Genomic DNA, 12,679 nt, shown 5'->3' with positions numbered 1-12,679 from the left:
GTATCTTTTCTTTTCATTCTAAGCACTGATCACTCGAGAGATTTCAATATCACTATATTATCGATCATGTATAGATTTTCGATTTTCCCATTCGTTAACTTGTACTGATGAATTTCCAATTTTTTGACTTCTTTGATTGCTGTCAATTGTTTTTTTAGAGATTGACTGTTATTTTCTCCAACAAATTCTTGTATTTTTTTGGGGTTCTCTTCAGAAAATGTTGCAAGTGAATTTAAATCTCGCTCTATAATTTCGGAATGTTCTGATATTTCTTCTTGTTTTTTTATAATTCTCATTGCTTTACCAAGTTTGTTCTCAACTTTTTTCTGTGTCATGCCCATCATAATTTCGTTATAGTTAGCGTTTGTCGTGCGTTGTGATTCATTTAGACTGCAACTTACTAAGCTCAGCGTAACAACTGCAGCAATTAAAATTTCAACTGTTTTTTTCTTCATTTTTTCATTAACCCTTTCCTTTGCATGATTCATTTTAATCAGTTCAGTTATCTAAATTGCTCTTAAAATGATCAAATAGATGATGTTTCCCCAAAATAAGATAAGCCCGAACAGGATCCATCGCCATGTTTGCTGTGGTGACCATTCTTTTTTCATATCCTAAACTCCCTGATAATATTGTTTATCGCAGCTCTTTTGGTTAAATCGAGTTCATCATGTATCCTACAGATCGGATTGTTTGAATCACTTCTTTTTCTTGGTTGGCTACTAAAGGTAATTTTTCCCGAATTTTAAATATCAAATTTGCTATTCTGATTTTTTCGTACTGCTCACTCTTCTTTTCTTTTCCTTCTTTCAAAATTTCATCAACGATATCATTATAAGTACAAGTTTGATTTTGATGTCTATATAAATAATCAATTAACAAAAATTCTGTGCGAGTTAAGAAAACATGCTGCTCATCAATAATCAAACATAATTTTGAAGAATCTAGGCTCAATCTTTTCTTTGGTGTACTATATTGTGGATTATTCTTAAGATTTATAGAATTATGTATAACCATCCCGATTTCTTCTATTGAAAAATCACTTGTAACAATCCCACAAGCACCTAACTGGATATAGATGTATCGCTCTTGCATTTCTTTATCGTGTGTCATGATCCAAACGGGTACAGACATTTTTTTAATTTTGATAAGACTTTCACATGTTTTTTTAATGTCAGACTCTCCGTTATTAAAAATAAGAACCGCATCCTTATCTGCACTCTCAAACTCATTATTTAATGGGGCAAACTCAAAATTTATACTGGTTCGGTTTGTTTCAACTGCTTCAAACTCACTTTCTTTACCTGAAATACTTCCTATAATGCCGATTTTCATATTTTTTTCCTCCATTTCTAAAAGATTATTAATGTTATATTTATTTAAATGCATAAAATTTGCATTTTTTCTCAATTGACTTACAATTGAGAATTTTTTGTTTGAATCGTTGATATGACAGGTTTCAAAATTTTTATGACCATAAAGTTGACGCTTTATAATTTTTGTAAAAATAAGGTATCGATTGTTTTCATTGCTTTTCGTCTCGTTTCCATCAGCGATCCTGTATAGGTATCAAGCGTCATTTTTGTAGATTGATGACCAAGTATCTTGCTTAAACTTGCGATGTCGATTCCTCGTTCAATGCATCGTGTCGCAAAAGTGTGTCGTAGGACATGGAAATTAATATCTGCTATGCCTGCTTGCTGTATATTTTTTTTGAACCTATTACTAATCGTACGTGGTTCAACCAATCTTTCGTCCATTGATATTACATAGTCAGAGTTTGCTTCTTTTTGCATTTGCAGTAAATAATCTTTTAAGTTCTTGGCTAAAGGAATTTGACGCGCTGAATAGATTGATTTTGGTGTCCCTTCAATTAATTTAGTCTTAGACGTATAGGAATTTTCATCTACAATTCTGGATACCGTTCGTTGTATAGAAATTAAATTAGTTTCAAAATCAATGTCAGTCCATTTTAATCCGCTGATTTCACCGATTCTCATACCAGAGTATAGAGACAAGATCACAGGTGAACATCCAACGTCTAGAAATGCGACAGATTCAAGTTTTCTTTGTTGATGTAAGGTTAAAACTTGTGTTTCTTTCTTTTTATTTTTTGGTAAATCTACATATATACATGGGTTTTCAGCTAAATAATCCCTTTTTTTTGCTTCAGCTAAACATTTTTTGATGATAGCAAAAACATTATTGATTGAGCCAGATGTCAGTTGCTTTTGTTGAAGTTCATAAACAAAATTTTGTAAGTCTTTGTGTTCAATTTTTACTAATAATTTATGACCTAATGAAGGTAAGATATGTTTTTTTATCAATAAATAATAATTAGAATAGGTTGTATCTTTGACTTCATTTCGTATCTTAGTCGTTAACCAATAATTGATCCATTCCGAAAAAGTACCTAAGTAGGGTTTGAGCGGTCGATTCGCTTCTAAGTGTTTTGCTTTTAATATTGTTAGTCTTTGCTTTACTTCTGTATAAGTTTTTCCATATACAGAACCGTAAATGATTTTCTCCTTTTCTGTTCGATTTTTTATGTATCGACCTTCCCAACGACCATCTTTTCTTTTGTAGATATTTTCCCCTTTTTTTGTCATTTACTCGTCCCTCACTTTCGCTTTCATTGACAATTATTTTGACGGCTTATTCTTCTAAATAGATAGTTTCCGTCTATCATATAAAACAAAAAGTTGGATTCATCAGAAAAATTTGTTTTTTGTTTAAAAAATATATTGACAACTTTTAAAAATTACCGTTTAATTAAAATAATTAGAGGGAAAATAGAATTTTTTCCTTTTCTCAATTGTAAGTCAATTATGAAAACGAATCGTACTGGGTGCACCCTTTGTTGCATCCTTTATTTTTATCTCTGTACAATATATTAATCTTTTTTTATTACAAAAAAAATGTCGTTCATGTCACGATTTATCCTTTTTAGGTCATTATTAAACTTTAAGTCACTTTCTTTTTTATTTTTTTTAATATTTAGTATAGTAAATTTACAAGGAAAATTAGAGGTGAGGCTCAAATGAAGACATCTATTAATATTTATATAATAGAAAATGATTTTTCTCATAGAAGATTATTAAAAAATGAAGTAACTTATTTTTCACAACAAAGTAAACTGGCGAAAATGAAAATTTCTACTATTGATAATTACATTCAATTTTATCAAAATATGAGTAGTTTCAATTTTATGAACAATGATGTTTTTATTATCGATATTCATTTAAACACTTTTTTTAATGGCGTTCAGTTAGCTAAAAAAATCCGCGAAATAGGTCTAGATAAAACTATGTTTATTCTCTTTTTAACCAGCGATGTAACTAAGAGTATTGACGTGATCAATCAGCAGATCCAGCCTTTTGGGTATATTGTAAAACAACCTTTACCTAATCTTTTTTTTAAAGAGGAACTATTTTCTCACTTGCATCAAATAGAGTCTGCGCTTATTCCAATAGAAGAAAATGTTTTAGCAATTCGTTCTGGAAATAGCCAAGTCGTCTTTCTAACTTCGACGATTTATTACATCGCTTCAATGAAAGGTAAAAGAAATAAAGTCATCGTAAAAACTGCAAATAATGAAATGATTTGCGATGCAAAACTAACTACTTTAAAAAGTGACCTAACCGAAACCTATTTTTTTAAAGACTTAAAATCCTATATTATCAATCTATCGTTCATTCAATCATATAATCGATTGGAAGGGATTATTACATTTAAGGATCAATCTGAATTGTATTTTGGAACGAAAGTTGTTGCTAAAATTGCGAGTGCTTTTCACTCTTATTTAGAAGAGAGGCATAGCGATGTATAATATGACGAATAATTACCTTCTTTTTTCTTTAGATATTCTGTTTTTATTATGGTCTATGGATTATCGAATCACTGTGTCAAAAAAACAAACAATTTTTTTAAGTGTATTTGTCGTTTCTATTATGATTGCGAATTTCTTTCTTCATTATTATGTGATAACTGTCTTCTTTTTGATTTTTATCTTACTAAGGTCTAAATTTATTGAAACAAGATTTAGCAATTCGATAGTTCCTGTCGTTTCATTTTTATGGGTATTTACATTATTATCTGCTATTTGGATTTTCACCTTTGATTTGCCAAGGATATTTTTTAGTCCTACATTGTTTAATAGTAATCTATCCTTTTTTTTGTTAGGCGTCTTACACCTGATGTTATTGTCTTTGTGTAGCATCTTTACACATACTCTTATTAAAAAATTTAACGTGCTAGCCATTTTTTACAGTGTGAAAAAAAGATATCGGAAGCTCTCCTATGTGATTCTATCTGTTTATCTGATTCTATTTTTTATCCACAAATTCTATTTACTTACGACCCAGACAGAAGCATTTGTTTTAAGCTGTTTAATCTTTATTCTAGGAGGATTTCTCTTTAGTTTGATTTTTTATCTAATTTCTTCTTCTTACACACAAAAGGAAGAATATACACAGCTAAGCCAGTCCTTAATTACTGTCCAAGAAAAATATCAATCTATAACTGATTTTCGACATGATTATAAAGGGATCCTCATAAGTTTAAATGGTTATCTTGAATTGGATGATATTGAAAATGCTAAGAAGTACATTGCTTCTATTACCAATTACTCATCTAGTGTCTTGATTCCTGAGTATTATTTCCAATTGTCGAATATCTCAATTACTCCTTTACAGTCTGTATTAGCAACGTTTGGAGAAAATATGAATCAAAAAAAAGTTCCTTTTACACTAATAGTAGAAGGAAAAATAATTGATATTGGTATTCAGCTTATTGATTACATTCGCTGTTTGACCATTCTTTTAAATAATGCAGAAGAAGCTGTGATTTCTAAAAAAGAGCCTACTATTCAAGTAGAAATGACACAAACAGAAAGTGAAGTAATACTCGTTATAAAAAATAGTGATTATTCAAATACACCTCTGACAAAAATCGTCGAAAATGGCTTTACTTCCAAAGAAAATCATACTGGTAAAGGCTTGTCGATCATAAATAAGTTAGAAAATGAATATAGCAATTTAGATTTTCGAATTGAACGTACGAATAATGTTTTTGTTGCCCGTTTAGTCGTATCTTTATGAGTTTTCTCGGTCTGGGATTTATCCTGCTACCGATGACTAAAATAATGAATTTATAGGAAAAAGTGCGTATTTTATGTTGTCGCCTATCTTACAGTCTTGCGGCTGGATGAAGATGTCCGCTTCTTTTGGGGATCCTGATCTTGTTATCTGAGTATTAGCTGAATAACAAGATAGAAATGGTGACATTAGCCAAAAAAAAGCCCATGGAGAACTAAACTCTCCAGGGGCTTACTTTTTATGTTCTTTCTTAGCACAATCGTTATAGCATGAGATAATTATTGATATCAAGAAAAAAAAGTATTTTTTACAACAATTTTTCAATATCTCCAGCAATTTTTTCTGGCTCCAGAGTCGGGGCAAACCGTTTCACAACATTACCATCACGATCCACTAAAAATTTAGTAAAGTTCCACTTGATCGCGCCACCTAAAAGTCCACCTTTTTCACCTTTTAAATAATCATACAACGGATCAGCATTTTCACCATTTACATCGATTTTTCCAAACGTTTGAAACGTTGTTTGATACGTCAACTGACAAAACTCACTGATTTCTTGATTTGTTCCAGGTGCTTGGTGTCCAAATTGATTACAAGGAAAATCTAAAATTTCTAACCCTTGTTCACGGTATTTTTTATATAACGCTTCTAGGCCTTCATACTGAGGTGTAAAACCGCAACCTGTCGCTGTATTCACGATTAAGAGTACTTTTCCTCGAAAATCTTCCAACGAAACGGTCTCATCCTTTGTCGTTTTTACTTGATAATCATAAATACTCATTTTACTTCTTCCTCTCCAATTACCTGTCTTAATTAAATACTAGCTAGTAGAGGGCTTTTCGTCAAGGAAACGACCTTTGATCGATCATAAAATAGGCGTCAATTCCAATAGTACAATACCATTTGTATCTAGTGTCACATAATAATTAAACGTATCGTCGATTTGAGTATCGAAGACTTTGATCTTCGGTCGAGTACTCTCTACAACATATTCTTGTGTCTCTATATCAAGTGCGTCAGCATTCCGAAATTCTTCATAGGTGTAAAATAATGCGCCATTATGACGGTTGAAGTCAATTTGCTTGATCTGATAATGAGCTGATTTAATCGCTGCTAATTCGATTTCAAACGTTACTGCCTGGCTTTCAAGAAACGCCTCTTCTGAAGAAAGATGCGGATCAAAATAATTCGTATTAAACAATAGCAACTGATACTTCCCGTCAAGATAGGTCAGCAGATATTCTTCACCTTGCGCCAGAACTTTTCCTTCCAATCTTCTAGCCAGCCACAAACAAAAATAAACAGGTCTTCTCCCACTGTAAAAATGAAACAATTCCAACCCATCATTTTTTAATGGACGGTCTTGTGTTTGTTTCTCATACAACTCGATGTTCAGCCAAAACCCGAATCCTGATACTAGCGTATCCAGCATCAAAAGATCTTTTAAGATAATCGCGCCTCTAAAGAAGGTTCCATTACTATTTCTTGTCATCCCAGTCAATGTGTTCCATTCCGTAAGATAAAGTGGTAGCTTGATTTCGTATTCTTTTAAAACATGCTTGATATGAAGGATTTTATTCAGCACATATTGATGGTAATTTTTCAAATCCGGAAAGGTGCTATCTAAATTTTGAAACACATAATTAGGCTCAGCAGAAAATGATAAAAAATCACACTTTGCTGCGATCGTCTCGCAAAAAAATCGCGTTTGCTCTGAGTCATTTTGCTCAAAGAATGGGTCAGGTAAAGGAATTTCTGCGCCTACTTCTATTTTAGAAGAGAGCTCATATAAGCTTTTTTTCACTTCTAGAAAATCAGGATAATAGTCAGCAAGATTTTGCCCTTTAAATAGACAATTGATTTTCCATTGCTCAGTCATTTTTGTGCCAAATTTATTTTGAACATGTCGAAAAAATTTACGACAGATATCTTTCACTCTAACGCTTAGCTGATTAAATTCTACAAGAGACAACTGGAAAAAAATATCCAGCCGAGCATCTTCTAAAAATGTCAGAATGTAGTCCCACTGTTCAAATGCGGGAAATGAATTCATCCCCGCTTCTTGATGGATCTGAACCGTTAGAGGAATTTGTGTAAATAGCGATTGGATACTAATATACTTGATCCCAATCTGTTTTTTTATGTCCAATAGTTCACTTTGGATTTTCTTAGACGCTAAAGCTTCCCATGAACCAACATGAATGATCACGTCTTTTTTTAGATAATCGGCTTCAGATTGTTCCGTTGTAATATGGAGCTGTTTGGTTTTTAGTGATAATTCTGAAGGATGAGCTTCTTCCAAACCTGTTTGAATATAACTGTATAACGGGACCAAAATTTCTTTGATTTGAAGCTCTGTTGTTTGAACGACTTGTTCGATTTTTTGTGGCGCCTTCGTCTGTTCTAAGTGAGATGAACGATAACTGGTTGGTGAATCGTTAAAAATTTTTTTAAAATGTTGACGATACGTTTTACTATTGCTAAACCCGCTATCTAAGGCAATTTGCTCGATACTTTTTTTCGTATACAATAACTCTGACAAACTGTGTTTCACACAAATCGTCCGCACATAATGAGAAAAGTAATCTCCGGTTTCCTTCTTAAAAAACTTCGATAAAGAGGATTCCGACATAAAAAAATATTCTGCTGCGTTAGATAATAAGACCCCTTCGTGGTAATGTTCCTCGATGTAGTCCAAAATCTCTCTTAATTTTTGATTGTCTGAAGGATGGTACTCTGTGACCTCTTCTTTTTGAAAATGATGAACCAAAGACAATATGATCTGAGTTAAAAATAAAGTGATCTTGAGTCTTTTTGAAGAATCGTCGCTAAATTCAATTAAACACAACTCCGCAACTTGTCTTCTTAATGCTGCGATCGCAGGCATTTTCCCATGTTCTTTTTGAATCGGTGTGCAGTCAAAGCGCGTATAAAAAAAAGCAGGAAATTGAGCCGCAAAGAAAACAGTATCGATCCCCAATTCCAAATAAGTACAACTTTGTTCTAAATCGCCACTCAAGAGCACCCGATCTCCTGTATTGATGACAAACAATTCCCCTGCACTTACTCGATTAGTTGTTTCTTCTATAGTAATAAACATGCTTCCTTTTAAGACCATCAAAATAGTTGTTTCTTTATAAAGCACATCTTGTTCTGTCAGCAGTTGTTGATAATTGATATGATAATTTTCATTTGCAATCATTATTTTACCTCATTTATTTATTTCCTTTTCATTATAACACCTAAACAAGAAAATATCGTTCGTTTAATCACCTTTTATTTCCCGAGTCAGCTTTTCTAAAAGGGATTTCTGAAATTTGGAAATTCCTAGCATTGTGAAGTTATTAATTAAGCATAGAATATGAAGTGTATTTGAAAGACTAACTATAAGAAGTCAAGTAAAGAATAAAAGAATTAGTCCAAAATTTAATAACAAAAAAGTGCATAACAAATAAGAGAAAGCAAAGGTATTTTTTTGAGTTACATTCGTATTTCGTAAGGTTCGTTCTTTTTGAGAATCGCATGAACGATGTAACATAACTTTCTGGAAACTGCTCCAAGAGCTGTGAGGTGGTGTTTCCCTTCAGAACGTTTCTTTTCGTAGAAGGCTTTAAGAACAGGATCATGTTGTACTGCAATTAAAGCAGCTGAAAATAAGGCTTTTCTAAGATAAGGGGAACCACGTTTACTCATAACGTTATGTGTTGCTTGATATTGACCAGACTGAGAAACAGTCGCGTCTAGACCAGCGTATGCGACTAATTTTGTAGGATTGGAAAATTTACTAATGTCTCCAATTTCCCCAAGAATAGTAGCGCCATTGATTGGTCCGATCCCTGGGATCGTTTCAATGACAGAATGCAGAGTAACCATGATTTTTTTGATTTCAGTTTCAGTATCTTTAATTTGGGCTTCCAGAAATTTAAGTTGTTCAATCATTGATCGTAATTGGAAAGTAAAGGTCTCTTGAGCAAAAGTAATACCAAAAGATCGACTCGCAGCACTTTTTAAGGCATTGGCTTTATCTATCCCTAAACGATTGTGACTCGCTTCTTTAAGTAGTTTCGCAAGAGTATTCGCAGAGATATCATGGAGTGTTTCAGGAGAACTAAATTCAAGTAAAATTTCTTTTGATGCTTTACCAAAAACACCTGATTTACCGAATACTGAGTCATACTCAGGGAAAACTTGGTCTAATACGGCAATGATTTTACGTTTAAAGTCACTCGCTGTCCCAACTAGGTAAGTACGATAACGGGAAAGCTGTTTAAGAGAAAAAATATTTTCATCAGAGAGTGTCGTTTCAACAAAGGAACCGAAGCGAATCAGATCTGCAATTAAAACTGAATCAATAATATCATTCTTACGTTTACGAATTTCTGTCCCTTTACGCCACCCATCCGTTTGGAGGGGGTTAAGAACATGAATTAAAAACTCTTTTTCATGTAAGTATGAAAAAACCGTTAACCAATAATGACCGGTAGCTTCCATACCTACAGTAAAATCATCTGATGAAGAAGAAAAATCATGAATTTTTCCAAGTAATTTTTCTCCACCTTCAATGGTATTCGGAAAAGAAAATCCTTTAAGAACAACCTTTCCTTCATCATTCATGATTGAAGCAACATGGGAACGTTTCCCAATATCAATTCCAATGTAGAACATAATTATACCGCCTTCATAAGGATTTGGATTGAAATCCACTCAACTGAAAAGCGTTACTACCTTGTTCTAGATACGGAGTAAAGCCAGAAGGCTTTCAACATCTAACTCATTCGTAAACAGCTAAACAGAGAGAGGTGTCAGTCTTTCGATGACGAGCTCATAGACTCAAGGAGAAAACGACATAGCCTCTCAATCCAGTAATTATATTATCTCAAATTTATTGAGTTAATACCTAATGAAAAATAACAATGGTTCATAAGGTTATCCACTAAAATCGGAAGATTAAAACCTTAAATATAATATACAAGGAGAAGATCAAATGGACGATTTACGTACACAACTATTCACATTGCTTCAACAAAAAGAAGCTGAACTAATCAAGATTCGCCGACATTTTCATGAGAATCCGGAATTATCTTTTCATGAGACAGAAACAGCAAAATATATCGCCGATTTTTATGCTGGTAAAGACTGTGAGGTTCAAACGAATGTAGGCGGTGGTAATGGTATTTTAGTCGATATTCATGGCGGCAAAAAAGGACCGTTCTTAGCGATTCGAGCAGATTTCGATGCATTGCCGATCCAAGAAGATACGGGCTTACCCTTTGCTTCAAAAACACCAAATGTCATGCATGCCTGCGGACACGATGGGCACACAGCTTATATGATGATTTTGGCTGATTCACTGATTGAATTAAAAGATCAATTAGCAGGCACGATTCGTGTGATCCACCAACCTGCCGAAGAAGTACCACCAGGTGGCGCTAAAGGGATGATCGAAGCTGGTTGTTTAGATGGTGTGGATCATGTTTTGGGCATTCACGTGATGAGTTTGATGCCCCTTGGCGATGTTCTTTATCATTCAGGACCTGTTCACACTGGTCGAGCAACCTTTAAAGTCGTGATGCAAGGAAAAGGCGGACATGGTTCAACACCACAAGATGCGAATGATACGATCGTAGCGGCTTCTCAATTTGTCACGGCTGTCCAAACAATCGTCAGTCGTAGAATCAATCCATTTGACACTGCAACAGTCACAATCGGTTCATTTGACGGCAAAGGTTCCGCCAATGTCATTAAAGATTCTGTTACGCTAGAAGGCGATGTACGGATCATGAAAGAAGAAACACGAGCAATCGTGGAAAAAGAATTCAAACAAATTCTAGATGGTATTTGCCAAACATTCGGCATCCGTTACGAACTTGATTATGCCAATGACTACCCAGTTTGTGTCAACGATGCTAAAACCACTGAAATGGTTGTTAAAGCATTGACCGAAGCTAAAATTCCAGAAGTGAAACAATTAGTCGAATCCGGACCACAAACTCCTTCTGAAGATTTTGCTTATTATGCAAAAGAACGACCAAGCTGTTTCTTTTTCGTTGGTGCTCATAAAGAAGGAACGCCGATGTATCCACATCATCATCCAAAATTTTATATTGACGAAGATTGTTTATTGATCGCTGCAAAATCAATGGGTGCAGCTGTTTTACATTATTTATCTGAAGGAGTTTAATCATGAAAGCAACAACACATACAGCAGAGGTTGTAACATATAAAGGGACAAACAAATTACTGATAGGAATCGTGTTAAGTGTTTTGACTTATTGGCTGTTTGCCCAATCTTTACTAAATATGGCGCCAGCCGTACAAAGTGATTTAGGTGTTTCTTCTGGCGTTTTAAACATAGGAATCTCCATGACTGGTTTATTCTCTGGCATTTTCATCGTGGTAGCCGGTGGGTTGGCGGATAAATTAGGTAGAATGAAATTAACGTATATTGGTCTTATTTTAAGTGTTATCGGTTCAGCGGCTTTAGTCATTGCACACGGCCCTATTTTATTTATCGGTGGTCGGATTTTACAAGGATTATCGGCTGCTTGTATCATGCCTGCAACAATGGCCTTAGTCAAAACCTATTATGAAGGCAAAGATCGTCAACGAGCGCTAAGTTATTGGTCGATCGGTTCTTGGGGCGGTTCTGGATTATGTTCGTTCTTTGGGGGCGCCATTGCTAGTTCTTTAGGCTGGCGTTATGTCTTTATTTTTTCGATTATTGTTTCGATTTGTAGTGCGTTATTGATCTTTGGTACACCTGAAAGTAAGGTCGAAAGTAATAGCAATAGTAAATTCGACTCAATTGGCTTACTTTTATTTATCGTTTCAATGGTTGCTTTAAACGTTGTTGTTTCTAAAGGATCTGAATTAGGTTGGACAAGTCCAGTCGTGCTGATTTTAGCCGTAGTTGTGATCTTAGGGTTGATTGCTTTTTATAAAGTAGAACAAGCGATCGACAATAGTTTTGTTGAGTTTTCTTTATTTGAAAACCGCGGTTATCTAGGTGCAACGATTTCTAACTTCTTATTGAATGCTGTGGCCGGCACATTGATCGTTATCAATACCTATGTTCAACAAGGACGTGGTCTTTCTTCTGCTAAAACAGGAATGTTATCGATTGGTTACTTGTGTCTAGTTTTGATCACGATTCGAATTGGTGAAAAGCTATTACAAACAATCGGAGCGAAAAAACCAATGTTGTGGGGTACCATTCTTTCTGGTACGGGTGTTGGTTTGATGGCGTTAACGATGGTTACAGGCACTGCCTATTTCGTATTAGTTTTTATTGGCTATAGTTTATTCGGAATGGGACTTGGCATGTATGCGACACCCTCTACAGACACAGCGATTTCCAGTGTACCAAATGAAAAAGCCGGAGTAGCTTCCGGTATTTATAAAATGGCCAGCTCTCTTGGCGGAGCATTGGGAGTAGCAATTTCTGCTGCAGTTTACAATGGATTCAGTGCTAGCGGTAATTGTACACAAGGAGCTACCTTTGGTTTACTGACAAATATTCTTTTCTGTGTTTTAGCCTTAGGGTCAATCGTATTTATTATTCCAAAAGAAAAACAAGTATAAGG

The 12,679-nt window shown here is 34.4% G+C and carries 10 protein-coding genes; 4 read left to right on the top strand and 6 right to left on the bottom strand.

Translation table 11 applies throughout. From position 1 onward, the window contains the following. Window positions 1–29: 29 nt before the first annotated feature. From IGL98_RS03265 to IGL98_RS03255, 3 genes are all read right to left on the bottom strand, one after another. A complete protein-coding gene (locus IGL98_RS03265; RefSeq protein ID WP_206841365.1) occupies window positions 30–455 on the bottom strand; it encodes a hypothetical protein in 426 nt (141 codons plus the stop codon). Window positions 456–654: 199 nt separating this feature from the next. Further along, complete coding sequence (locus tag IGL98_RS03260; RefSeq protein ID WP_206841362.1) at window positions 655–1,335, bottom strand: winged helix-turn-helix domain-containing protein; 681 nt, start codon at window positions 1,333–1,335, stop codon at window positions 655–657. A 155-nt stretch (window positions 1,336–1,490) separates the two neighbouring features. After that, entirely contained in the window at window positions 1,491–2,609 is a 1,119-nt protein-coding gene (locus IGL98_RS03255; protein ID WP_206841359.1) for a tyrosine-type recombinase/integrase, read from the bottom strand. Window positions 2,610–3,040: 431 nt separating this feature from the next. Here IGL98_RS03255 and IGL98_RS03250 point away from each other — a divergent pair, with 431 nt between their 5' ends. Together IGL98_RS03250 and IGL98_RS03245 are read left to right on the top strand one after the other, a co-directional pair. After that, window positions 3,041–3,829: a LytR/AlgR family response regulator transcription factor gene (locus IGL98_RS03250; RefSeq protein WP_206841357.1), complete on the top strand. Its 789-nt coding sequence runs from the start codon at window positions 3,041–3,043 to the stop codon at window positions 3,827–3,829. Between the two features lie 592 nt (window positions 3,830–4,421). Then, complete coding sequence (locus tag IGL98_RS03245) at window positions 4,422–5,099, top strand: GHKL domain-containing protein (RefSeq protein ID WP_206841355.1); 678 nt, start codon at window positions 4,422–4,424, stop codon at window positions 5,097–5,099. Window positions 5,100–5,403: 304 nt separating this feature from the next. On the opposite strand, the gene IGL98_RS03240 is transcribed toward IGL98_RS03245, so the two are convergent. The 3 genes from IGL98_RS03240 to IGL98_RS03230 form a co-directional block, all read right to left on the bottom strand. Beyond that, complete coding sequence (locus tag IGL98_RS03240) at window positions 5,404–5,877, bottom strand: glutathione peroxidase (RefSeq protein WP_206841353.1); 474 nt, start codon at window positions 5,875–5,877, stop codon at window positions 5,404–5,406. Between the two features lie 84 nt (window positions 5,878–5,961). Continuing rightward, the gene (locus IGL98_RS03235) at window positions 5,962–8,298 is read right to left on the bottom strand and encodes a helix-turn-helix domain-containing protein (protein WP_206841351.1); all 2,337 of its coding nucleotides are present in this window, start codon (window positions 8,296–8,298) and stop codon (window positions 5,962–5,964) included. A 278-nt stretch (window positions 8,299–8,576) separates the two neighbouring features. Next, window positions 8,577–9,761, bottom strand: coding sequence for an IS110 family transposase (locus tag IGL98_RS03230; protein ID WP_206912427.1), 1,185 nt, complete (start codon window positions 9,759–9,761; stop codon window positions 8,577–8,579). Between the two features lie 319 nt (window positions 9,762–10,080). Here IGL98_RS03230 and IGL98_RS03225 point away from each other — a divergent pair, with 319 nt between their 5' ends. Further along, complete coding sequence (locus IGL98_RS03225) at window positions 10,081–11,277, top strand: M20 family metallopeptidase (RefSeq protein ID WP_069645784.1); 1,197 nt, start codon at window positions 10,081–10,083, stop codon at window positions 11,275–11,277. Between the two features lie 2 nt (window positions 11,278–11,279). Next, window positions 11,280–12,677 carry an MFS transporter gene (locus IGL98_RS03220; protein ID WP_206846669.1) on the top strand — a complete coding sequence of 466 codons (1,398 nt, stop codon included), beginning with the start codon at window positions 11,280–11,282 and terminating at the stop codon, window positions 12,675–12,677. Window positions 12,678–12,679: the final 2 nt, after the last annotated feature.

This window comes from Enterococcus sp. DIV0840, from assembly GCF_050527835.1.
Lineage (GTDB): Bacteria > Bacillota > Bacilli > Lactobacillales > Enterococcaceae > Enterococcus_L > Enterococcus_L ureasiticus.
This window is presented reverse-complemented; position numbering and strand designations above follow the sequence as displayed.

Excerpts from the sequence above, each read along its gene's own strand:
- IGL98_RS03265 (WP_206841365.1), bottom strand. The coding sequence starts at position 455 with ATGAAGAAAAAAACAGTTGAAATTTTAATTGCTGCAGTTGTTACGCTG.
- IGL98_RS03260 (WP_206841362.1), bottom strand. The coding sequence starts at position 1,335 with ATGAAAATCGGCATTATAGGAAGTATTTCAGGTAAAGAAAGTGAGTTT.
- IGL98_RS03255 (WP_206841359.1), bottom strand. The coding sequence starts at position 2,609 with ATGACAAAAAAAGGGGAAAATATCTACAAAAGAAAAGATGGTCGTTGG.
- IGL98_RS03250 (WP_206841357.1), top strand. The coding sequence starts at position 3,041 with ATGAAGACATCTATTAATATTTATATAATAGAAAATGATTTTTCTCAT.
- IGL98_RS03240 (WP_206841353.1), bottom strand. The coding sequence starts at position 5,877 with ATGAGTATTTATGATTATCAAGTAAAAACGACAAAGGATGAGACCGTT.
- IGL98_RS03235 (WP_206841351.1), bottom strand. The coding sequence starts at position 8,298 with ATGATTGCAAATGAAAATTATCATATCAATTATCAACAACTGCTGACA.
- IGL98_RS03230 (WP_206912427.1), bottom strand. The coding sequence starts at position 9,761 with ATGTTCTACATTGGAATTGATATTGGGAAACGTTCCCATGTTGCTTCA.
- IGL98_RS03225 (WP_069645784.1), top strand. The coding sequence starts at position 10,081 with ATGGACGATTTACGTACACAACTATTCACATTGCTTCAACAAAAAGAA.
- IGL98_RS03220 (WP_206846669.1), top strand. The coding sequence starts at position 11,280 with ATGAAAGCAACAACACATACAGCAGAGGTTGTAACATATAAAGGGACA.